This is a genomic window from Pseudomonas sp. NPDC087336 (assembly GCF_044744285.1).
Lineage (GTDB): Bacteria > Pseudomonadota > Gammaproteobacteria > Pseudomonadales > Pseudomonadaceae > Aquipseudomonas.
Window position 1 is genome coordinate 47,691 of record NZ_JBIUYA010000025.1, and the last position, 22,987, is coordinate 70,677.

The following is a 22,987-nucleotide window of genomic DNA, read 5'->3' on the forward strand; positions in this document are numbered from 1 at the left end:
CCTCAACGATCCGCCATCTTCAACGACTGGCTCCACCCTCCCCCCAGTGCCTTGTACAACGTCACCTGGTTGATCTCCCGCGCCAACTCCAGCTGCGCCCATTTCTGCTGCGCATCAAACAATGACCGCTGCGCATCCATGGTGGAAAAATAGCTGTCCAGCCCCGACTCGAAACGCAGGCGCGACTGGCGGTAGGCTTCCTGATAATCCCCTACCAGCTTTTTCTGGTACTCGACCTGGGTCAGCATTTCCTGCCGGGCATTCAGGGCATCGGCCGCTTCGCGAAAAGCATTCTGCACCGTGGCTTCATAGGCCGCCGCCTGGCCGGCGAAGCGGGCATGACTGGCGTCGACCTGCGCACGCCGCGCGCCACCGTCAATCAAAGGCAGCGAGCCGGCCAGCGCCACCGCCCAGAATTCCGCCGGGCCGGAAAGCAACTGGGAAAATTCCCCGGTCAGGCTGCCCAGTGCCGACGTCAGGGAAAAGGTCGGGAAGTACGCCGTGCGGGCCGCGCCGATATCGGCGTTGGCTGCACGCAGCTGCGCCTCGGCCGACATGATGTCGGGGCGCCGCTCAACCAGCGCAGAAGGCAACCCCGCCGGCACGTCCAGCGTCGCCAACTGCTCACCCAGCGGGCCGGTCGGCAGCAACCCCACCGGCACCGGTTGCCCCACCAGCACCCGCAACGCATTCATGTCCTGCGCCACCTGCATGCGATAGGTATTGACCTGCACCGCCGCCGTGTTGGTTTGTGCATCCGCCTGGTGGACATCGATCCGGGCACTGGAACCGAGGTTATAACTCTTGCGCAACAACTGCCCGTAACGGTCTTGGGATTGCCAGGTACTCTGCGCCAGGTCAAGCAAATGCTGGTTGGCCTTGAGGCTCAACCAGGTGCTGGCGACTTCGCCGATCAGCGCCAGCCGCGCCGTCTGGTAGTCGGCCTCGGACGCTTCGAATCGCGCCCCGGCGGCATTGCGCTGACTGCGGATGCGACCGAACAGGTCCAGCTCGTAAGAGGTAAAGCCAGCCGTTGCCTGATAGGTGTTGGCGATGCTGCCAGCCGTATCGCCGCCTCCCGGTGTGCGCACCAACGGCGGCAACTTGCTGCGACCGGCGTAAGTGTCGATGCCGATCGTAGGAAAAAGCCCTGAACGCGCACTGTCATACCCGGCCCGCGCCTCTTCGACGCTGGCGGCGAACTGTCGCAGGCTGCGATTGTTGGCCAGGGCCATGTCGATCAACTGACGCAGTCGCTCGTCGACCACAAAACCGCGCCAATCCTTATCGAAGGCCTGTTTGCCGTTGCAACATTCACCGGCGGTGTTCGCCGGCCATTGCTGGTCGATCGGCGCCTCGGGCTTCTCGTAGGTCGGTTCCAGCGAACAACCGCCGAGCAAAAACAAGGTCATGAAACATGAAGTGGGCAAGCAACGGTTCATGGCGCGCACCTAAAAACGTTGGCCGAGCAAAGCTCGCAAGGGGGAAAGAAGCAACGACCACAGGCCCGACCGCTCGGCACTGATGTACGGCACAGCCTGTTTACGCGAACGAACACTGATCGGCCGCCACCGCGGTGGCGAGACGTAGGCCGGCGTCTTGACCGGTTTGGCTGGCCGCGGCGCCAGACGTTTTTCGCCCAGCAACGAGCGCTGCAGCAAGGTGCCGAAAGCCTGTGCCGGTTCGGCCTTGCTGACGACGTTGATGGTCGCGTCGCTGAACAACCGCGCGATCAGGCGCCGACGCACCCCTTCATCAAGGTCGGCGAAGCGCAGGCCCAACTGGTCCTCACCGTGATTGCGCATGACTTCGACATCGAGCCAACCGAGCTTGTCGATCCAGATCTGGCCGCACAGGCCCGGCTTGATCGAGGAAGCGAAGACGCAATTGAGCGACGCGCCGCTGAGGGAAATATCCACCAGGCGCCCCGCCAGGACCTTGCCGCCAAAACGAAACCCGGTGGGCTTGTCGAATGGAAAGCGCTCTTCGCCGTGCAAGCGTGGGCGGTCGACACAAGCCACCAGGGTCGCCAGGTTGTAGATCAGCGCGACCACCGTCCAGCAGAGATTGAACAGCATGTTGCCGTCGAACGAGGCCGCGGTGCTGATGGCGATGTAGGCGCCAAACTGCGAAAGCAGGGTCAGGGCCAGGAAGAACCCGAACAGCTTCCAGTGCACCATGGTTTTCGTCCGGTCGAGGCCCTTGGCGGTGACTTTGAACGGCCTTCCGAACGGGCGGATCATGGCGCTGGCGATCGTGGCCGTGACCGCCAGCGAGGCCACGATCTGCGTGACCTCGGTGAAAATCGGCAAGGTTCGCCGGTCCGTCACCCAGGTCCCGTAGCCCCAGAACGCAATCAGCGCCGGCATGCCGAACGCCAGGAAATCCACCGGATTGGCGTAGAACCCGGCGATGCCGAAGTACCAGTACAGCACTGGCGACACCAGCATCATCAAAATGAAGGGCTTGGAAAACCAGTGCATCAGCCCGTGGATATAGTGCAACCGGTCATTGAGCGTGTAGCCGCTGCCGCGCAACGGCCCCTCCTTGAGCAACGCCACCTGGATCGTGCCCAGGCACCAGCGCCCACGCTGATTGATGTACTCGGTCAAGCCTTCGGCAGACAAACCAATGGACAGACGCTCATTCAACCAGCGGGTGACATAGCCTTTTTGCAACAAACGGTAAGTGGTGTAGATGTCTTCGCACACCGAGCCTGTAGGAAAACCGCCGACTTCGGTAATCAGATCGCGCCGCACCACGAAGGACGTGCCGACACAAAACGCCGCATCCCAGCCATCCTTCGCCGGCTGGAACACATCGAAGAACACCCGTTGCTCATCCACCCAGCAGGCCGACGTGCCGAGGTTGTGCTGGATCGGATCGGGGTTGTAGTAGAACTGCGGCGTCTGCACCAGGCCGACCCTGGGGTCGTCGAACAGCCCCAGGGTGCGCAGGAGGATCGGCTGCTGCGGCGCAAAGTCGGCATCGAGCACCAGAATGTACGGCGCGTTGCTCAGGGCCGCCGACTGACGCAGGCCGTTGTTGAGGTTGCCGGCCTTGGCGTGGGAGTTATCGGGGCGCCGCGCATACTGCACGCCCATTTCGGCGCAGTAGTCGCGCAACCAGTCGCGGCGGGTGTCGTCGAGCACCCAGATGGTGAAGTTCGGATAGTCGATCGCCTGGGCGGCAATAATGGTTTTTTCGAGGATCTCCAGCCCCTCGTTGTAGGTCGCGATGAAGATATCCACCGCCGGCACCGCGTTGCCTTGCTGGCGCAGCCGTCGCTCACCGGCATCGGCCGCTTTGTGGTGATCGGTGCGACAGAGCATCACGACAATGGAAAACAGCGTGTAACCAATCGCCAGCATCTCGAAGAACAGGAAGCTGTAGGCCCAGACCGTGGCAAATCCGGAATGGCCGTCGGGCAAGGTGTCGCGAATCCGCCAGGCCGCATAGTTGATCAGCAGGAAGGCGGTGATGGCACCGAAACCGACCCGTGCGGCCCATTGATCGCGGTGGGTCAGGCAGGTGAACAGAATCACCGCTGCCAGTGTCCAGAAATTGATTTGCAGCAGTTGCAGCGAGTCCAGTGCCTGCATGTCAGTCAGCCTCTTGCGAACCGGTAAAGGGGTTGACGCCGGTGGCGGCAATCGCCGCCCATGCCGTGGCGCCCAGGTGAGGCAGGTGGTAGTAGAAAAAATCGTTGCTGACCGAGTCCGGGCCTATGGCCAGCCCGGTACTGATGCGCGCGGCCGGCGTGGCGAACAGCCAACCGTTGCCGGCCTGCTGGGCCAGCAGCACACTCCACAGCGGTTGCGCCTTGTCACTCAGGCCACTCAAGCGCGCCACCGCAGCGGCCTGGGCGGTGCCCTCGGTCCACAGGCCATCGGGGTCGCGGTTGAAACCGTAGCCTTCGCCGGCACGGTGAGCGCGGTCGATGAAGGCGAAGACCCGCCGCCAGTCCTTGGGTGGCTCATGCAGGGCGATCAAGGGCCAGATCTGCGCATCCAGCCCCGAACGCACGCGGTCCGAGGTCTGGCCATCCGCGCCGGTACCGATCAGGAAGCGCCCTTCCCCGGCGTCCCATTGGCTGGAAACAAACTGTCGGGCAATCCGCGCCTGTTTCGCGGCATCCTGATTTGGCGCCACTGCGTCGAGTGCCGACCACGCCGCCGCGAGGTCGACGTTATGCTCAGTGGATTTCCAGCTCTGCTGGACCTGTTTGGAAAAGTACCCGTAGTAGCCACCACTGAACCCGGCGGGTGCTTGTCCGTCGTAGGTGTTGTGCTGCGACCAGTGCAGGGCTTTGCGCGCAGCCTCAAGGTAAGCAGCCTCGCCGCTCTGTCGATAGGCCTCCAACAGGGCCAGTGCCGCCCAAGCCTGATTACCGGTGGCGCTGCTGACCTGATAGGCGTCCTGGTTCCAGGCATTGCGCTCGACACTCCAATAACCCGGCAACTTCATCGACGGCGCCGCCACCGGGCCGGCGGCGTAGGCGTTGCGCAGGCGTCCATCCTGGTACTCCGGATCGTGCAGAGTGGCAAACGCCAATGCATCGGCAATCCGCCGCGCCGACTCGGCCTTGCCGCAGGCAAACAAGGCAATGCTGGCCAGTGCGTTGTCGTAGGTGAACGCCACCCCGCGCAACGCCAGGATCGGCGCAGGCTGGCCATCCAGCGGCGGGTAACTGGCCACCAGCACCGGGCCCGCCGGCTGGGATGTCACGGCCTGATCCAGGGCGGCGCAGGTCATGGCTGCCAGTTGTGGCCGGGCTTGCGCGGCCCATCCGCTTGCCACGCCGGTCATCAACATCAGCCCCACCATCGCTCGCAATAAAGTGCTCATGGCCGCGACACCTCGGCACTGGCCCACAACCCCGGGTTGCAGGTCATGGCGCGCTGGTTGTCCGTGAGGTCCGCGGCAAAGGTGCCGACCACGTACACGGAATTTTGCTCGGCATAGGGAAACGGCACGCTGTAGGTATTGGCGCGCATGTCCGAAGCGCTGGACAACAACTGCACCACGCTGGCCTTGAGCGGCTGGTCGAGGCCGCGGATTTTCACGGTCAGCACGCTGTCGCGGTCGATCTTGCTGGCCATGCGTTCGGGGAATACGGCGATCACATAGCTCTGCGCGCAATCGGTGGCCCGCAGCAAGGTCGAACCGGCCTGCACCAGCGTGCCCTGGGGCGCCAGCAACTCCTGGACGGTGCCGGGCGAAAACGCCACGACGTCGTAGCCGGCCATCAACTTGATCCGGTTCTGTTCGGTATCGATCAGTTGATTGAGGTTGTCGAGTTCTTGCTGATAGGTCGCCCGGTTGCGCGCCTGATTCTCCAGGCTGAGTTTAAGGGTGGTCATCTGTGCGTTGAGATCGAACATGCGCAATTGATCGGGATCGAGGTAAACCCGCTTGTTCGCTGCACTGACATCACCATCGGTGATCCGCAATTGCGAACGCACCGACTCCGCCGCACCTTGCAACGAAGCCAACTGCGCTTTCGACGAAGCCACCACCGCACCACTGACCGCCCCCTGGACGAACAACTCGAGATTGCGCTCGACCGTTTCCTGGGCATCGATCAACCGCGCGCTGGCGGCACTGTTCTCGGCTTTCAGGGCTTTTTGCGTGTAGAGCTGGCGAGTATGAAAGGCGGCCTGGTACTGCTGGCTGGTTTTCTCCAGCTCCTCGTAATAACGCTGATCGTGCTCGGCCTGGCTGGCCGAAGACGACAGCTGCTGCTCCAACGTCAGGCGCCGGGTTTGCAGGGTCAGCAAGGTTTCCTGGTTCGCCCGCGGGTTTTCCACCACGGCAATCTTCTGCCCCTGGCTGAACGTCACACCGGGCTTGACCGCCAGGGAACTCACCACGCCATCGATCGGCGTGGTCAACAGAATCACCGGCGCATTCAGAATCGCCCGGGTGGCAGAGGCCGACACCAGTGGCATGAGCAAGGTCGACAGCAACAGCCAGACAACAAACCCCAGCACACCCAACCCCACCAGGCGCGGTAACAGCGACAACAACTTCGATCGTTCTTCCGCCATGTTCGACTCTCCCGATAGACCAACCGCATATCAGCCACGCAATAGCAGGCCGTGACTGCGAAAACACTTTTGGCAGGGTGAGCAAAACGTAATTGATCTGTGCACGGCAATTAAGCCGACGCTGGTTTATGTGATTTTTATTGTGATGTGAGCAGGAATGGGATTCCCGTCTTTTTGGAGAGTTGCTGTAAAGCATGTCCTTCGTATTGCCCGAGGCAGAGCGGGCGGTGTCATTGGCGACACTAGATTCAGCGCTTTGGGGTGTCAAGTAAATGAATGGAGCAATTAAATGGCGTCAAATATGTAGCGGCTTGATGATTGGATCCACATAAGCCGTTTCAGCTGAGTTGATTGCCAAGCTGTTATTTTTACTAGTGATTTTTATTTTTTATTGCGAAATGAACTTTGTATCGATTTCTAGATAATTCTTAAATTTTTAGTGGAGAGATTAAAACGATATAAGTCACCCGTGATCGGCTTGTAGAACAACCTGTATTCAGGCGTTGGTGCGTTTAAGGGAATCAAGTACAAATGAAAACGGCACCTTATGGTGCCGTTCACATTTCTGCGCTTATTGGCTTGGCGAACAGATCTCCCCTGGGACACGCCAGATTTTTACTGAAATTTACCTGGGCCGATTCCAGCATGGGATGGCCAAGCATTAAATTACCTAAGCTCCACTAGTGCGAACGCAATCGCTCCCCAAACCACAATGACGCACATCAGAATGGCCTTCGCTTTTAGCAGTCGCTTCAAGCTCAAAGGGAAGTTACGGAAATCATCAGGATCAAGATCCCCTGCACGAAGTCTCGGCCCGGGCCACATCACCACAAAGGTGATCTTTGCAACTAACATCATCCGACTCAGCCATCCGCCTTGCATCAATCCTGCAGCGCTAATAACGATATCGCGACTACCGCTCAAGGCCTCAACAAGGCGCTCCAAGTGACAGCGACTCAAGTACAGACTGTAAAAGAAGCTCACGTAACTCAGTAGGATTGGGCCACCAACAACAACGATTGCAACCCAGGGAGACCAGGTATCAATACTGGTCATGGCTGTATAGATTCAAAAAACTTCTCGCCTACGTATTCCCCTCCCTTACCGCCAGCAATCGTCCCCCCCAATGCGCCAACCCCAACTATGGCGGCGACACAAACAACACCACCTATACCTGTAGTAGCACTCAGCGCTGCACACACATAGGGGCTGGCCATATATCCCAACTCACCTCCCAAATACCCTAAACCTGTCGAACCCGCGAACTTCCCCCCTTCAGTAAACTTAACCTTCTCGCAAGCCGTACCAGAATCCCCAACACAAACCTCCTGAATAGCCAGCAGCGAAGAAATCCCGCCAATACCAATGCCAATGTAACCACCGGTGCTCATGTACTTGACAGCCCGACTGATCGCATTCACATGAGTGGCATAACCCGGTATCGGCCCCGGCGCCCCAGCCTTATTCCAGTGATGCACCAGGCTACGACTGGAAATGCCAAGGGCCGTCTTCAGTTTGGGATGATCGCCCAAGGTCGTCTGGCCCCGCAGGCGAGTTGAAGTCAGCAGGTGGGCATCCAGCTGCGCGAGCAGGCGCTGACGCTCGGCAACAAACGGATCCGATCTCAGGTTGCCATGCTGGCGATAGGTTTCCTGATGCAGCCGTTCTATATCCAGAAGAGTGTCGCGCAATCGAGTCAGGTGCTTTTCCATTACCGCCGCGCTGACGCCGAGAACGATCGATGTATAGCCGGTATAACTGGCGATTTCGGCGCCATGGCGAAACATGAACTCCGCTTCTGCTGGCGTCAGGGGATCGAGGGCTGCCTTGACCTGTTGAGCGGCCTGCATCAATTGGGCTTCCTGATAGGTGCAGGAACTATTGTTCGGATCGCTCAGCACGATCATCGAACCGGCTTTGAGATCGCTTCGACCTGGATTCAGCGCCTGGAACTTGCTCAGGGTTGCGTGTTGGCGCGAGGGGAAAAGCGTGGCCTCCAGTTGTTCGCGGGTCATGCTGTTGGGGACAACGTAGAAGCCGGGTTCCGGTAGGTCTGCTTTGTTGAATGCTGCTGGAGCCGGATGACTTGAAGGGGCGAATCCGGATTGGCGTGGCACTGCCGGCTGGGTGCTAGCGACGGGGGCGGTCGGCTCAGCCGATTTTCTGGACACCGGCGGTGCAGCATCCGCTTTCGTGTAAGTTGCCGTGAGCACCGAGGGGATCAGACCGGCTCTACAAGGGCAGTTACTGTAGCTATCCAGGGTGCCAGCCATGGGCCTTCCATGACTGATCATGTACGAGATGCCACCGACGATCCGATAGGTCTTTCTGTCCTTTCCACAGGTGACTCGATCACCATCACAGGCATGGGCAACGCCATACATCATGATCCGGGTGTCACCATCAAGAACTGTACCGCCACAGGTGGTTCGGTCATTCAAACCGATGAAATGTCCTTCTCTCATTGAACTTCTTCTCCATGACTCCCGGTAGAGTCCAGAAGGTTTACGACGAGGGGTTGCGACCGTCAGCTGCGTCAGCATTCAAGCAACGCCGCACTGAGACGGCCGTGGGCAGCGCCAGACTTGATTGTTCAGTGCGCGATAGCTGGCAGAAAATCTTCGACCATCGAGACACCTTCGCGCGCAATAAATACGTAGCCGCCCTGTGGCGTATTGATGATCTCGTCGCCATTGCTGAGCACGCTGCCGACCAGCGCCACATCATTGTTGGCTTGCCCGGCACCTGTGATGATCTGCGCCGTACTGCCATCGGCATACCTGACGTAGTCGCCTTTGAGCGCTACGCGCACCGACAACCCACTTTCCAACTTGAAGGCCAGCGGCCCTGTCCCTTGCTGAATCACCCCACCTTTACGAGTCTGGCTGCCCTCGGCGGCGCACCGGAAGATGGCGATGGCGGGATGAGTGTCGATGTACGTCTGCTGATGACGAACAGCCACTTGGGCTTGCTCATGGAATTGCTCAATTTGCTGCTCAGTGAAGTGCGGGGTGTCCAGGCTGCGGAGGTACTCTGGGGAAACGTCGTTGGTATACGAAGGCTGCAAGGGTGCATTCATTTCAAACTCCTTATCATTGGAAGGGTGTTCAGAAATAATGCAGCGGACGCTAACAGCGTTGCGAGCCTCACCGCAGGGTCAAAAAGACGATTCAGAAGTTTCGCCGAAAGAAACAATCCTTTTCCTACAAGAGTCTTTCTAAAGAGCATTTATTCCGTAAGAAAAAGTCTTCACGCACAAACAAAAACGCCCCGACCAAGGTCGGGGCGTTTTCACGTGCAGCTAAAGGAGCTTAGCGCGGGAATGCTGGCGGGTTTACACCGGCCATGTCTTCCATTACGCGAACCACCTGGCAGCTGTAACCGAATTCGTTGTCGTACCAAACGTACAGTACAACGCGGTTATCCTGGGTGATGGTCGCTTCAGCGTCCACAACGCCTGCGTGGCGCGAGCCAACGAAGTCGGTGGAAACCACTTCCTGCGAATTGACGTAGTCGATCTGCTTGTGCAGGTCCGAGTGCATGGCCATCTGGCGCAGGTACTCGTTAATCTCTTCGCGGGTGGTGGCCTTTTCCAGGTTCAGGTTCAGGATGGCCATCGACACGTTCGGCGTAGGAACGCGAATCGCGTTGCCGGTCAGCTTGCCCTTGAGCACTGGCAGCGCCTTGGCGGCGGCTGTGGCGGCACCGGTCTCGGTGATCACCATGTTCAGCGGCGCGGCGCGGCCACGACGGCTGCCCTTGTGGAAGTTGTCGATCAGGTTCTGGTCGTTGGTGAACGAGTGAACGGTTTCGACGTGGCCGTTGACGATGCCGAACTTGTCATTCACAGCTTTCAGCACCGGCACGATGGCGTTGGTGGTGCAGGAAGCCGCGGAGATGATCTTGTCGTCAGGGCTGATGTCGCCATGGTTGATGCCGTGCACGATGTTCTTCAGCGCGCCCTTGCCAGGTGCGGTGAGGATCACGCGGGCAGCGCCCGGGCAGGCCAGGTGCTGGCCCAGGCCATCGGCGTCACGCCATACGCCGGTGTTGTCGACGATCAGCGCGTTCTCGATGCCGTACTGGGTGTAGTCGACTTCGGCCGGGCTCTTGGCGTAGATAACCTGGATCAGGTTGCCGTTGGCGGTGATGGTGTTGTTGGCTTCATCAATGGTGATGGTGCCATCGAACGGACCATGGACCGAGTCGCGACGCAGCAGGCTGGCACGCTTGACCAGGTCGTTCTCGGCGCCCTTGCGGACGACGATGGCGCGCAGGCGCAGGCCGTCGCCGCCACCGGTTTTCTCGATCAGGATGCGCGCCAGCAGACGGCCGATACGACCGAAGCCGTACAGGACAACGTCGGTGCCTTTGCGGGCGGAAGCGTTCTGCTGGCCAACCACGTCGGCCAGCTCTTCACGCACGAACTGCTCGGCAGTACGGCCATTGCCTTCAGCCTTGAATTTGGCTGCCAGCTTGCCCAGGTCTACCGAAGCGGCGCCGAGCTTGAGCTCGCTCATCGCCTTGAGCAGCGGGAATGTTTCGTGGACGGACAGCTCGGTATCGTCGGTTTGACGGTGACGAGCAAAGCGGTGAGCTTTGAGAATCGCAATGACTGAACGATTGATCAGGCTGCGGCCATAGATCGAGCTCACCACATTGTTATTGCGGTAGAGCTGACCGATAAGCGGAATCATCGCTTCTGCGAGTGCTTCACGGTCGATCCATTCACCAAGACACTGGTCGGGCTTCTGAGTCACGGGAACCTTCCACATGTAGGGGCTGAAAAAAGGGGCTACATTATGCCGCCGCGCGCCGCGTGTAGCAATGCGCGCTTGTCGCACTGTCAGTAACAAATTCCCCATCAAAAAAATCGCGCCCCGCTGAAGCCCAATGAAACCGGGGCCTCCAGCGTCGTCAATTTTTTGGGGACAGCGCAACCTTGTCCGTAACCATCCGTAACACTGATTGGTTTTGCCACTACATAATCGCTAATTTCCGGCAAAAAACAGCGCAATTTTGTCTTTACCACTACATTTCGCCTTACCCGCGTAATAGACACATCTGCGACTGACAGCCGGCACCCGAGACCGCTACAATTACCGACTTTGTCGCAACGCTTGGAGCTCAACCTTCCGTGCCCGTTCTGCGTCTACCGCTTCTCCCTGCCGCGGCAGGTAAACAGCACTGGGGCAATCTGCCCGGTGCCGCCCTGAGCCTGGCCATCGCCGAGGCCGCCAGCGCTGCCAAGCGCTTCACCCTGCTGCTCACAGCCGACAGCCAAAGTGCCGAACGACTGGAACAGGAGCTGAGTTTCTTCGCCCCGGATTTGCCCGTGCTGCATTTCCCCGACTGGGAAACCCTGCCCTACGACCTGTTCTCGCCGCACCAGGACATCATTTCCCAGCGCATCTCGGCTCTGTATAGATTGCCGGAGCTGAGTCATGGCGTGCTGGTGGTGCCGATCACCACCGCGCTGCACCGCCTGGCGCCGACCAAATTCCTGCTCGGCAGCAGCCTGGTGCTGGATGTCGGCCAAAAGCTCGACGTCGAGCAAATGCGCACCCGCCTCGAAGCCACTGGCTATCGCTACGTCGATACCGTGTACGAACACGGTGAATTCACCGTGCGCGGCTCCTTGATCGACCTGTTCCCGATGGGCAGCAAGCTGCCTTACCGGATCGACCTGTTCGACGACGAAATCGAAACCCTGCGCACCTTCGACCCGGAAAACCAGCGCTCCATCGACAAGGTCGATTCGGTCAAGCTGCTGCCGGCCAAGGAATTCCCGCTGGAGAAAGAAGCCGTCACTCGCTTCAAGGCACGCTTTCGCGAACGCTTCGATGTCGACTTCCGTCGCTGCCCGATCTTCCAGGACTTGAACAGCGGGATTACCCCCGCGGGTATCGAGTACTACCTGCCACTGTTCTTCGAAGAAACCTCGACACTGTTCGATTACCTGCCCCAGGACACCCAGGTGTTCTCCTTGCCCGGCATCGAACAGGCCGCGGAAAACTTCTGGAACGACGTGCGCAATCGTTATGAAGAGCGGCGTATCGATCCATCCCGTCCTTTATTACCGCCGGCTGAGTTGTTCCTGCCGGTGGAAGACTGCTTCGCGCGCCTGAAAAACTGGCCGCGGGTGGTGGCGAGCCAACAGGACGTGGATACAGGTGCCGGCCGTGAGCGCTTCCCCGCGCGCGAACTGCCGAACCTGGCCATCGAAGCCAAGGCCAACCAGCCGTTGGCGGCGCTCTCGGGTTTCCTCGACGAGTTCCCTGGGCGCGTGCTGTTCACCGCCGAATCCGCGGGCCGTCGCGAAGTACTGCTGGAACTGCTGGAACGCTTGAAGCTGCGACCGAAGACCGTCGACAGCTGGCCGGACTTTGTTGCCGGCAAGGAGCGCCTGGCGATCACCATTGCGCCGCTGGACGAAGGCCTGCTGCTGGACGATCCGGCCCTGGCGCTGATTGCCGAAAGCCCGTTGTTCGGCCAGCGCGTGATGCAGCGCCGGCGCCGCGAAAAACGCGCCGACGCCAACAACGACGCGGTCATCAAGAACCTCACCGAGCTGCGCGAAGGTGCGCCGGTGGTGCACATCGATCACGGTGTCGGTCGCTACCTCGGCCTTGCGACGCTGGAAATCGACAGCCAGACCGCCGAATTCCTCGCCCTGGAATACGCCGAGGGCGCCAAGCTGTACGTGCCGGTGGCCAACCTACACCTGATCGCCCGCTACACCGGCAGCGACGACGCCCTCGCCCCGCTGCATCGCCTGGGCTCCGAGACCTGGCAAAAGGCCAAGCGCAAGGCCGCCGAACAGGTGCGCGACGTCGCGGCCGAATTGCTCGACATCTATGCGCGCCGCGCCGCTCGTGAAGGTTATGCCTTCGCCGACCCGAAAGCCGATTACGCCACCTTCAGCGCCGGGTTCCCGTTCGAAGAAACGCCCGACCAGCAAACCACCATCGAAGCGGTACGCGAAGACATGCTCGCGCCCAAACCGATGGATCGCCTGGTGTGCGGCGACGTCGGCTTCGGCAAGACCGAAGTGGCCATGCGTGCGGCGTTCATTGCGGTGCACGGCGGTCGCCAGGTGGCGATCCTGGTACCGACTACCCTGCTGGCCCAGCAGCACTACAACAGCTTCCGCGACCGCTTCGCCGACTGGCCGGTGAGCGTGGAAGTGATGAGCCGCTTCAAGTCGGCCAAGGAAGTGAATGCCGCGGTCGCGGACCTCGCCGAAGGCAAGATCGACATCGTCATCGGTACGCACAAGTTGCTGTCCGACGACGTGAAAATCAAGAACCTGGGTCTGGTGATCATCGACGAAGAACACCGCTTCGGTGTCCGTCAGAAAGAACAGCTCAAGGCCCTGCGCAGTGAAGTCGACATCCTCACCCTGACCGCCACGCCGATTCCGCGCACGCTGAACATGGCCGTGTCGGGCATGCGCGACCTGTCGATCATCGCCACGCCGCCGGCCCGTCGCCTGTCGGTGCGCACCTTCGTCATGGAGCAGAACAAGAGCACGGTCAAGGAAGCCCTGCTGCGTGAGCTGTTGCGCGGTGGCCAGGTCTATTACCTGCACAACGACGTCAAGACCATCGAGAAATGCGCCGCCGACCTCGCCGAACTGGTGCCGGAAGCACGGATCGGCATTGGCCACGGGCAGATGCGTGAGCGCGAGCTCGAACAGGTGATGAGCGACTTCTACCACAAGCGCTTCAACGTGCTGATCGCCTCGACCATCATCGAGACCGGCATCGACGTGCCGAGCGCCAACACCATCATCATCGAACGCGCCGACAAGTTCGGCCTGGCACAATTGCATCAGCTGCGTGGTCGCGTCGGTCGCAGTCACCACCAGGCCTACGCGTACCTGCTGACGCCGCCGCGCCAGCAGATTACCGCAGACGCTGAAAAGCGCCTGGAAGCGATCGCCAACACCCAGGACCTCGGCGCCGGCTTCGTGCTCGCCACCAACGATCTGGAAATCCGCGGCGCTGGCGAATTGCTCGGCGACGGCCAGAGCGGGCAGATCCAGGCGGTCGGCTTCACGCTGTACATGGAAATGCTCGAGCGCGCGGTGAAGTCGATCCGCAAGGGCGAACAACCCAACCTCGATCAACCTCTGGGCGGCGGTCCGGAAGTCAACCTGCGCGTACCGGCGTTGATTCCCGAAGACTACCTGCCGGACGTCCATGCCCGCCTGATTCTCTACAAGCGCATCGCCTCGGCTACCGACGAGGACGGCCTCAAGGATCTGCAGGTAGAGATGATCGACCGTTTCGGCCTGTTGCCCGAGCCGACCAAGAACCTGATGCGCATCACCTCGCTGAAATTGCAGGCCGAGTTGCTGGGCATCAAGAAAGTCGACGGCGGCCCGCAGGGTGGTCGAATCGAGTTTGCGACACAGACCCCGGTCGACCCGCTAACCCTGATCAAGCTGATCCAGAGCCAGCCCAAACGCTACAAGTTCGAAGGGGCGACGATGTTTAAATTCCAGGTCCCGATGGAGCGCTCGGAAGAGCGCTTTAATACTGTAGAGGCGCTGTTTGAGCGCCTCATCCCGAAAACTGCTTGAAGGACGCCGCATGCGCCTGTTTCGCTCACTGACCTTGTTGATAACCCTGGTCGCCCCTTCGGTATTTGCCGATGATCTGTATCAGATTGAAATGATTCTGGTGCGGCAGAATGCCGTGCCGGCGATTGTCAGCCGTGCCGCGCCGGAAGACTGGGCCGCAGGCGCGCAAACCGTAAGCCCCGACAGCCTGCGCACGCCGAGCCTCAACAGCGAAGTGGAGAAACTCACCGCCAGCAATGAGTACAGCGTACTGCTGCACAAGGCGTGGCAGCAGACGCTCGGCGAGACACCGGTCAAGGTGGCGGTCAGCGATGGCAAGGAACAGTTCGGCCAATACCCGATTGAAGGCACCCTGAACCTGACGCTCGGACGCTTCACCGATGTAGACGCCGATTTCTATGTCAACCAGTTCAACGACGAAGGCCTGGTCACCGCCAGCGAGCGCCTGAAACAGGAAAGCCACACCAAGAACGGCCAGCTCAACTTTCTCGACAACGGCCACCTGGGCCTGCTGATCAAGATCACCTCACTGACGGCGCCCGCTCCCCGGGAAGCCCCTGAAGTCGTCCCGGACTGATCGAGCCCCCCATGTCCGCGACCCTGAGCAAACCCCTGGCACCTTCCTGGGTCAGCCGATTCAAGGAACAGAGCCTGGAGCGCGGTCGCCGGTATGCACTGGAGAACCGGGTCAGGATAGTCGAGGTCGGCGACGCGACGATCACCGCGGCGTGCGAAGGCTCTGGCGGTAACGTTTACCGTCAGACCATACGCCTGCGCGAGTCGGCCAAAGGCACCTTGCTGATGGTCGATGCCATCTGCTCCTGCCCGGTGCACAGCAACTGCAAACATTGCGCGGCGGTACTCCTGCAAATCCAGGAAACCCTCGACTACCCCGCCGCCGCCAAAGATGCCGAACTCCTGGAAAAACTCCAGGCGGTGCTGGAAAACCGCAGCCCCAAGGCGCCACCGCAAGTAATGGTGGATAACGTGCAACCGGTACCGCGCCTGTGGCTGGCGAGCATCGAGTTCAGCGCCTTCGAGCCGCGCAACGGGCGGATGCAACGTTACATCCAGCATCGCGCCGCGCTGTCTTTCGGCTATCTGGATGAGTACGTTTCGGGCCAGAAGAACGCCGACATCCTGATTCGCCAGGAGACCCAGACGCTACGGATAAAACGCCACCCGGACGTCGAACAGTCCTACCGGGAACAGCTGCGAATCCTCGGCTTCAAGATCGCCACCCGGCAAAGCAAGGCCTTGCCGGAAAGCGCAGGCGAACTGTTCGAGATGGTCAATGACAGCGCCTGGCTGACCTTCACCCTCAATGAACTGCCGAAGTTGCGCACCCAGGGCTGGGAGCTGCAGATCAACGAAGACTTCGGCTTCGACCTGACCGCCGTTGACGACTGGTACGCCACGGTCGAACAGGTACCGGAGCGCGACTGGTTCGACCTGGAGCTGGGGATCATCGTCAATGGCGAGCGGCTGAGCCTGCTGCCGATCCTGTTGAACCTGATGCGCTCCCACACTGAACTGCTCAACCCGGAACGCCTCGCCAGGCGGCGTGACGACGAGCTGATTTTGGTCAACATTCCCAACCGGCCGAACGCCGAGCACGGTCCCTTGCAAGTCGCCCTGCCCTTCGGTCGCCTGAAACCGGTACTGGCGACGCTTGGCGAGTTCTATCTTCAAGAACCTGGCGAAACCACACTGCGCCTGAGCAAGGCCGACGCCACGCGCCTCAACTCGCTGGAAGACCTGCCGCTGCTCTGGGAAGGTGGCGAGCAGATCCGCACCTTTGCCCAACGCCTGCGCGACATCAAAGACTACACCGCCACGGTACCGGACGGCTTGAACGCGACACTGCGCCCTTATCAGCTCGAAGGCCTGAGCTGGATGCAGTCGTTGCGCCAACTGGAAGTCGGCGGCATCCTCGCGGACGACATGGGCCTGGGCAAAACCCTGCAGACCCTGGCGCACATCCTCAGCGAGAAAAACGCCGGTCGCCTCGATCGCCCCTGCATGGTGGTGATGCCCACCAGCCTGATTCCCAACTGGCTCGACGAAGCGGCGCACTTCACCCCGCAACTCAAGGTGCTGACGCTGTACGGCGCCAGTCGCAAAAAGCATTTCGACAACCTGGCCGATTACGACCTGATCCTCACCACCTATGCGTTGCTCCCCAAGGATGTCGAACGCCTGGCGAAGCAGCTATTACACGTGCTGGTGCTGGACGAAGCGCAATACATCAAGAACCCCAACAGTAAGGCCGCCCAGGCAGCCCGCGAACTCAATGCCCGTCAGCGCCTGTGCCTGAGCGGCACGCCGCTGGAAAACCACCTGGGCGAACTGTGGTCGCTGTTTCACTTCCTGCTGCCGGGCTGGCTCGGCGACGTCAAAAGCTTCAACAGTGATTACCGGGTGCCCATCGAAAAGCGCGCCAGCGAAGTCAGGCTTCAACACCTCAACAGCCGGATCAAACCCTTCCTGCTGCGTCGCACCAAGGAACAGGTGGCAACCGAGTTGCCGCCCAAAACCGAGATCATCCACTGGGTCGAACTCAACGAAACCCAGCGCGACCTGTACGAAACCATGCGCCTGGCCATGGACAAGAAAGTCCGCGACGAAATCACCCGCAAGGGCGTGGCACGCAGCCAGATCATCATCCTCGAGGCGCTGCTCAAGCTGCGCCAGGTGTGTTGCGATCTGCGCCTGGTCAATGAAGCCACCCTTCCGGCGCGGGGCAGCACCTCGGGCAAGCTCGACAGCCTGATGGAAATGCTCGATGAGCTGTTCGAGGAAGGCCGCAAGATTCTATTGTTCTCGCAGTTCACCTCAATGCTGGCATTGATCGAAGAAGAACTGAACAAGCGCGGCGTGCCCTACGCGCTACTGACCGGACAGACCCGCGACCGTCGTACACCGGTGAAGGAATTCCAGAGCGGCAAGCGCCAGATCTTTCTCATCAGCCTGAAGGCCGGCGGCGTTGGCCTGAACCTGACCGAAGCCGATACCGTGATTCATTACGACCCCTGGTGGAACCCGGCAACAGAAAACCAGGCCACCGACCGCGCCTATCGCATCGGCCAGGAAAAGCCGGTGTTCGTCTACAAGCTGATCGCACGTGGCACGGTGGAAGAGAAAATCCAGCACCTGCAAAAGGAAAAATCCGACCTGGCGGCGGGTGTGCTGGATGGGCGGCAGGCCGGGGACTGGAAGTTGCAGAGCGATGATATCGAGGCGTTGTTTGCGCCGTTGCCGGATAAATTGGAGAAGTAGCAAGATTCGAACTGTAGGAGCCGGCTTGCCGGCGAAGGCGGTCGTGAATTTTGTGTTGGGCTTTAGGACCCCTTCGCTGGCAAGCCAGCGCCTACAAGTCAGTCGCTTATCGATCCTTTGAGCACCCGCGCCAACGTCGACCGTACCTTGCCCATCCCCTCGCGCAACGCCTGTTCGATCCCCGCCATGCTGATCACCGAGGCCGACTTGCCCGCCGCCGGGTTCACCACCAGCGCCAGGCAGGCGTAATCCAGCTGCAGCTCGCGGGCCAGGGCCGCTTCCGGCATCCCGGTCATGCCGACGATGTCGCAGCCATCGCGTTCCAGGCGCAGGATCTCGGCGGCGGTTTCCAGCCGCGGCCCCTGCATGCAGGCATACACACCCTGATCGCTGAAACCCACGCCTTCGGCCACCAGCGCTGCGATCAAGCGCTGACGCAGCGATTCGCTGTAGGGGTAGGTGAAATCAATGTGGGTCACCGGCTCCAGGTCATCGGCAAAGTAGCTGTGCTCGCGACCGCTGGTGTAGTCGATCAACTGATGCGGCACGCAGAAATGACCGGTACCCATCGCCCCGCTGATCGCGCCCACCGCGTTGACCGCCAGAATTGCCTCGGCGCCGGCCTGCTTGAGTGCCCAGAGGTTGGCGCGATAATTCACCCGGTGTGGCGCAAAACGGTGCGGGTGACCATGACGGGCGAGAAACAGCACTTCCCGGCCGGCGTAATCACCGATCTGCACCTCGGCAGACGGCGCGCCGTAGGGGGTATCCAGCGCCAATGACTGACGAATCTCCAGGCCTGCCAGCCGAGTCAGGCCGGTACCACCGATAATCGCGTAAGCCGTCATGGCGCCTCTCCTTAATCGATAAGCTGGGCATCCCTGAGCGCGCCCACCGCCACCAGCCAACGCGGATCCTGGCGGTATTCGGTGTTCGCATGGGCCTGGCCGCGCATCCGCGCAATGCGCGCCGACGGCTTGACCTGCAAACGCTGGGCGGCGCTCAGGGCCAGTTCGGCGGCCGCGCGGTCGTTGCACACCAGGCCCATGTCGCAACCGGCGGTCAACGCCGCTTCGATACGGCTGGCGGCATCGCCCACCACGTGGGCACCGGCCATGGACAGGTCGTCGCTGAAAATCACCCCGTCGAATTTCAACTCGCCCCGCAGGATGTCCTGCAGCCAACGCCGGGAGAAGCCCGCTGGCTGGGCATCGACCTGCGGATAAATAACGTGGGCGGGCATGACGGCGGCCAACTGCTTGCTCAACCGGGCGAAGGGCACCAGGTCATGGGCGCGGATCTGCTCAAGGCTGCGCTCGTCATTGGGGATCGCGACATGGGAATCCGCCTCGGCCCAGCCGTGGCCGGGAAAATGCTTGCCGGTGGCGGCCATGCCCGCGCTGTTCATGCCGCGAATGAAAGCACCGGCCAGCAGCGCGGCGCGCTGCGGATCCGCTTCGAACGAACGGGTCCCGACCACGGCGCTGCGCTGGTGATCGAGATCCAGCACCGGGGCGAAGCTCAGGTCCAGGCCAACGGCCAGCACCTCGGTGGCCATGATCCAGCCGCACTGCTCAGCCAGGTATTCGGCGTTCGGGTTGTCGGCAATGGCACGCATCGCCGGCAGTCGCACAAACCCTTGACGCAGGCGCTGGACCCGCCCGCCCTCCTGGTCCACCGCCAGCAGCAGGTCGGGACGAATGGCGCGGATCGCCGCGCTCAGTTCGCGAACCTGGCGCGGATGTTCGATGTTGCGGGCGAAAATGATCAAGCCGCCCACTTCGGGCTGGCGCAACAATTGGCGATCTTCAGCCGTCAGCCAGGTACCGGCGACGTCCACCATCAACGAGCCTTGCAGGCCAGCAGTCATAGCAATTCCTTGATAACGATGAACCCGGTGCGCAACGATGCGCCGCCCTGGGATATATCCGGGTGGTCGGCGATCATTAGCGCAAACGGGTTCAAAACGAGAGTCGGCATGGGCGGCTAGCTTATCGGATGTCAGCTGCCGCGCCCACCCATGAGCGGTTAAACCTTGGCGGCAACCGGTGTCGATTTGCTACGAGGACGCAACTGCGCGGTGGCCATGGCCGAGTCGGTGACGCCGGACTCGGCACGCATGCCGGCCGCCAGGAACGGTACCATCAGGCGCATGACCTGTTCGATGGAGGTGTTGACCCCGAAGTCGGTTTCAGCGATGGCACGCAAGGCCTTGATACCGGACATGCTGAACGCCGCCGCACCCAGCATGAAGTGCACGCGCCAGAACAGTTCGATCGGCGGGATGCGTGGGGCAGCCTCGTTGACCAGCATCATGTAGCGGCGAAACACCTTGCCGTACATGTCTTCCAGATAACGGCGCAAATGCCCCTGGCTCTGGCTGAAGGCCAGCCCCAGCAAACGCATGAAGATCGACAGGTCGTTGCCGCTGCGCGGCTGCACCACCAGGGCCTGCTCGACGAGGATTTCCAGCAGCTCCTCAAGGGAAGGCTTGTTTTCAGGCCTGGCCTGGCGCCGCTCCAGTTCTTTATCGAGGCTGGTGCAGAAAGGCCCCAGGAAACGCGAGAAGACGGCCTGGATCAGCGCCTTCTTGGAACCGAAGTGATAGTTCACCGCCGCCAGGTTCACACCCGCCTTGCTGGTGATCAGGCGCAACGAGGTTTCGGCGAAACCTTTTTCCGCGAACAACTGCTCGGCAGCATCGAGAATGCGTTCAACGGTTTCCGACTGGGCCATGGCTACTCCGCCTGACAAACACTTGTTTGAAACATACGTTTCAGCCCGTGCGTTGTCAAGTCTGGTAGTTCGTTTCGGGAATGGTCGGTCATGCATTTAACCACACAACCGCAAAGGTTCCATCAGCCGGTTGAGCGACCGTCTGGCGGCACGCAAAAAAAGGGGCATTGCCAAGACCGTTCCACTGTATATAATCCCAGTCACTGTATAAAAAGACAGAGCGATCAATATGCTAAAGCTGACGCCACGCCAAGCCGAGATTCTGGCCTTCATCAAACGCTGCCTGGAAGACAACGGCTACCCGCCGACCCGCGCGGAAATCGCTCAGGAACTGGGTTTCAAATCGCCCAACGCGGCAGAAGAGCACCTCAAGGCGCTGGCCCGCAAGGGTGCGATCGAGATGACGCCGGGCGCTTCGCGCGGCATTCGCATTCCCGGCTTCGAGGCCAAGGCCGACGACTCCAGCCTGCCGATCATTGGCCGCGTCGCAGCCGGCGCGCCGATCCTCGCCCAGCAACACGTTGAAGAGTCCTGCAACATCAACCCTGCGTTCTTCCACCCGCGCGCTGATTACCTGCTTCGAGTGCACGGCATGAGCATGAAGGATGTGGGCATCTTCGACGGCGACCTGCTGGCCGTCCACACCACCCGCGAAGCCCGCAACGGCCAGATCGTGGTGGCGCGGATCGGCGACGAAGTCACCGTCAAGCGCTTCAAGCGCGACGGCAGCAAAGTCTGGCTGCTGGCCGAAAACCCAGAGTTTGCCCCTATCGAAGTGAACCTCAAAGATCAGGAACTGGTGATCGAAGGCTTGAGCGTCGGCGTCATTCGCCGCTAAAAGGAGGCTTTATGCAGTTCCCACACACATCACAGCAAGCCCAACTGCCACTTCAGTTCGAGGCGTTCATGGCGCAGCCATTGACGCCGATCCTGAAGGAGGACGCGTTGCCCTGGAGCGCCGAGCCCGAGGTCTTCAGTGAACTTTCGCTGCGTGGTGCTGCCGGGAACTGCCTGAACCTTCTGGCGCCGATCCTGCGGGAACTCAGCCAGGACCAGGATGCACGCTGGCTGACCCTGATCGCCCCGCCTGCCAGTTTGACCCAGACCTGGTTGCGGGATGCCGGGCTCAATCGCGAACGCATCCTGCTGCTGCAACCGCGCGGCACCCAAAGCGCCCAGCAACTGACTTGCGAGGCGCTTCGCCTTGGCCGCAGCCACACGGTGGTCAGCTGGCTCAAACCGCTGAGCGCAGTCTCGCGGCAACAGCTCATCAGCGCCGCCCGAATCGGGGACGCTCAAAGCTTGAATATTCGACTGGGTTAACAGCGCAGGCTGAACGCGCGGGGCTTCTGCAGGGACAGAGAAGCCTATTGGAAGCAGTGTCGGTAAAAACCGACAGGCGGGGTCAATGAAGGACCCGCCGCCCCTCTTCCTTTTCGAATTCGCCTTCAACCATGCGCCCCGCCATTTGCACGCCGACACTCAACATCGCCTTGGCGACTTCTACGTGCTGGCCTTGCAGGAACGCTTTGGCGTCCTCGGAGAAATCCAAAGTAACCAGAGAACCCTCGTCCTCAGCCCTGCGCAGCTCGATTCGGCCGTCTGGTAACTCGACAATTTCTAGAAAGGACGTTGGCATAAAGGTCTGTTCTCCACGAAAGGCCAGCATTATATAGGCATCGGTCAGGCTTCGCTCGGGATCTTGACCAGATACCCTCGCGAAAACGGCTCAGCAGCCGAGCAAACAACCCCCAAAGGTTGATCGCTGCGCCGCTCAGTCCCTCAGCACTCGTTCAAGCCTTCGCGAAAACGGATGGCCAGGCTTTTCAGATTTTGCCGCCAGCTCTCCAGCTCCTCGCGACCCAGCTCCTGAGGCGCCTCTTCTTCATCGAGGTTTACCGCCAGGATCAACGGCTGCGTCACATCGCCTTTAGGCTTGTGCGGCGCCCGTGGCGGCTGGAACAACGCGGCGTGGGCAGCCAGCAACTTGGCCAGCCAGGTTTCGGGATTGTTGGCCAACTCGACCATCTCGGCCATTTCCGGAATAGCGATGCTTTCCAGTACTTCGCGAGTCAGCAACGATTCGGCCCGGGAGGCATTGGCCTGGGGCAAACGATAGAAGCCGGCAATCTCGTGGCACAGGCCTAGCAAGGCACCGTACAGGTGGAACAACGTCGATTCCCGCCCCGCCTGAATCAGCGCCAGGGAATTCATCGCCCGCCCCTCTTCGGCTTTGGCGAGCGCTTCAAGCGACAGGCCGGCGAAATAGAGCTTCTGGTTGGTACGGGTATAGAGCTCGTGGGCCATGACGGCAGCCTCCACAACGAAATAATTG

Annotated in this window: 17 protein-coding genes; 5 read left to right on the forward strand and 12 right to left on the reverse strand. The window is 60.7% G+C overall.

The genetic code is table 11. The features are described from left to right. Window positions 1-2: 2 nt before the first annotated feature. From ACIO0C_RS22805 to ACIO0C_RS22835, 7 genes are all read right to left on the reverse strand, one after another. The gene (locus tag ACIO0C_RS22805; protein WP_401315412.1) at window positions 3-1,442 is read right to left on the reverse strand and encodes an efflux transporter outer membrane subunit; all 1,440 of its coding nucleotides are present in this window, start codon (window positions 1,440-1,442) and stop codon (window positions 3-5) included. A gap of 9 nt (window positions 1,443-1,451) precedes the next feature. After that, complete coding sequence (locus ACIO0C_RS22810) at window positions 1,452-3,602, reverse strand: glycosyltransferase family 2 protein (protein ID WP_401315414.1); 2,151 nt, start codon at window positions 3,600-3,602, stop codon at window positions 1,452-1,454. Between the two features lies 1 nt (window position 3,603). Then, window positions 3,604-4,848 (reverse strand): hypothetical protein, encoded by a 1,245-nt coding sequence (locus ACIO0C_RS22815; protein ID WP_401315416.1) that lies wholly within the window; start codon window positions 4,846-4,848, stop codon window positions 3,604-3,606. Further along, a complete protein-coding gene (locus tag ACIO0C_RS22820; protein ID WP_401315417.1) occupies window positions 4,845-6,050 on the reverse strand; it encodes an HlyD family secretion protein in 1,206 nt (401 codons plus the stop codon). Before ACIO0C_RS22820 ends, ACIO0C_RS22815 begins: the two co-directional genes overlap by 4 nt. 1,052 nt (window positions 6,051-7,102) lie before the next feature. Next, window positions 7,103-8,515, reverse strand: coding sequence for a PAAR domain-containing protein (locus ACIO0C_RS22825; RefSeq protein WP_401315418.1), 1,413 nt, complete (start codon window positions 8,513-8,515; stop codon window positions 7,103-7,105). A gap of 128 nt (window positions 8,516-8,643) precedes the next feature. Beyond that, window positions 8,644-9,129, reverse strand: coding sequence for a hypothetical protein (locus tag ACIO0C_RS22830; protein ID WP_050511576.1), 486 nt, complete (start codon window positions 9,127-9,129; stop codon window positions 8,644-8,646). 232 nt (window positions 9,130-9,361) lie between these two features. After that, window positions 9,362-10,825, reverse strand: coding sequence for a glyceraldehyde-3-phosphate dehydrogenase (locus ACIO0C_RS22835; RefSeq protein ID WP_274077075.1), 1,464 nt, complete (start codon window positions 10,823-10,825; stop codon window positions 9,362-9,364). A gap of 362 nt (window positions 10,826-11,187) precedes the next feature. Between ACIO0C_RS22835 and mfd the strand changes: the two genes are divergently transcribed. The 3 genes from mfd to ACIO0C_RS22850 are packed head-to-tail and all read left to right on the forward strand — an operon-like array spanning window position 11,188 to window position 17,916. Then, on the forward strand, window positions 11,188-14,637 hold the full coding sequence (mfd, locus tag ACIO0C_RS22840) for a transcription-repair coupling factor (protein ID WP_401315421.1): 3,450 nt from the start codon (window positions 11,188-11,190) through the stop codon (window positions 14,635-14,637). Window positions 14,638-14,647: 10 nt separating this feature from the next. Next, the gene (locus tag ACIO0C_RS22845; protein WP_008064439.1) at window positions 14,648-15,214 is read left to right on the forward strand and encodes a CsiV family protein; all 567 of its coding nucleotides are present in this window, start codon (window positions 14,648-14,650) and stop codon (window positions 15,212-15,214) included. Window positions 15,215-15,225: 11 nt separating this feature from the next. After that, window positions 15,226-17,916 (forward strand): SNF2-related protein, encoded by a 2,691-nt coding sequence (locus ACIO0C_RS22850; protein WP_401315423.1) that lies wholly within the window; start codon window positions 15,226-15,228, stop codon window positions 17,914-17,916. Window positions 17,917-18,014: 98 nt separating this feature from the next. Here ACIO0C_RS22850 and ACIO0C_RS22855 read toward each other — a convergent pair whose 3' ends face one another. The 3 genes from ACIO0C_RS22855 to ACIO0C_RS22865 form a co-directional block, all read right to left on the reverse strand. After that, entirely contained in the window at window positions 18,015-18,764 is a 750-nt protein-coding gene (locus tag ACIO0C_RS22855) for an S-methyl-5'-thioinosine phosphorylase (protein ID WP_401315424.1), read from the reverse strand. An 11-nt stretch (window positions 18,765-18,775) separates the two neighbouring features. After that, on the reverse strand, window positions 18,776-19,774 hold the full coding sequence (nagZ, locus tag ACIO0C_RS22860) for a beta-N-acetylhexosaminidase (protein ID WP_401315458.1): 999 nt from the start codon (window positions 19,772-19,774) through the stop codon (window positions 18,776-18,778). 170 nt (window positions 19,775-19,944) lie between these two features. Then, window positions 19,945-20,652 carry a TetR family transcriptional regulator gene (locus ACIO0C_RS22865; protein WP_401315426.1) on the reverse strand — a complete coding sequence of 236 codons (708 nt, stop codon included), beginning with the start codon at window positions 20,650-20,652 and terminating at the stop codon, window positions 19,945-19,947. A gap of 229 nt (window positions 20,653-20,881) precedes the next feature. Here ACIO0C_RS22865 and lexA point away from each other — a divergent pair, with 229 nt between their 5' ends. Both lexA and sulA read left to right on the forward strand, forming a co-directional pair. Then, the gene (gene lexA, locus ACIO0C_RS22870; RefSeq protein ID WP_008064450.1) at window positions 20,882-21,490 is read left to right on the forward strand and encodes a transcriptional repressor LexA; all 609 of its coding nucleotides are present in this window, start codon (window positions 20,882-20,884) and stop codon (window positions 21,488-21,490) included. A gap of 11 nt (window positions 21,491-21,501) precedes the next feature. After that, on the forward strand, window positions 21,502-21,975 hold the full coding sequence (gene sulA / locus ACIO0C_RS22875; protein WP_401315428.1) for an SOS-induced cell division inhibitor SulA: 474 nt from the start codon (window positions 21,502-21,504) through the stop codon (window positions 21,973-21,975). 82 nt (window positions 21,976-22,057) lie between these two features. Here sulA and ACIO0C_RS22880 read toward each other — a convergent pair whose 3' ends face one another. Both ACIO0C_RS22880 and ACIO0C_RS22885 read right to left on the reverse strand, forming a co-directional pair. Next, window positions 22,058-22,291, reverse strand: coding sequence for a hypothetical protein (locus ACIO0C_RS22880; protein ID WP_401315459.1), 234 nt, complete (start codon window positions 22,289-22,291; stop codon window positions 22,058-22,060). Between the two features lie 143 nt (window positions 22,292-22,434). Continuing rightward, window positions 22,435-22,959 carry a DUF6586 family protein gene (locus ACIO0C_RS22885; protein WP_401315429.1) on the reverse strand — a complete coding sequence of 175 codons (525 nt, stop codon included), beginning with the start codon at window positions 22,957-22,959 and terminating at the stop codon, window positions 22,435-22,437. Window positions 22,960-22,987 lie beyond the last annotated feature (28 nt).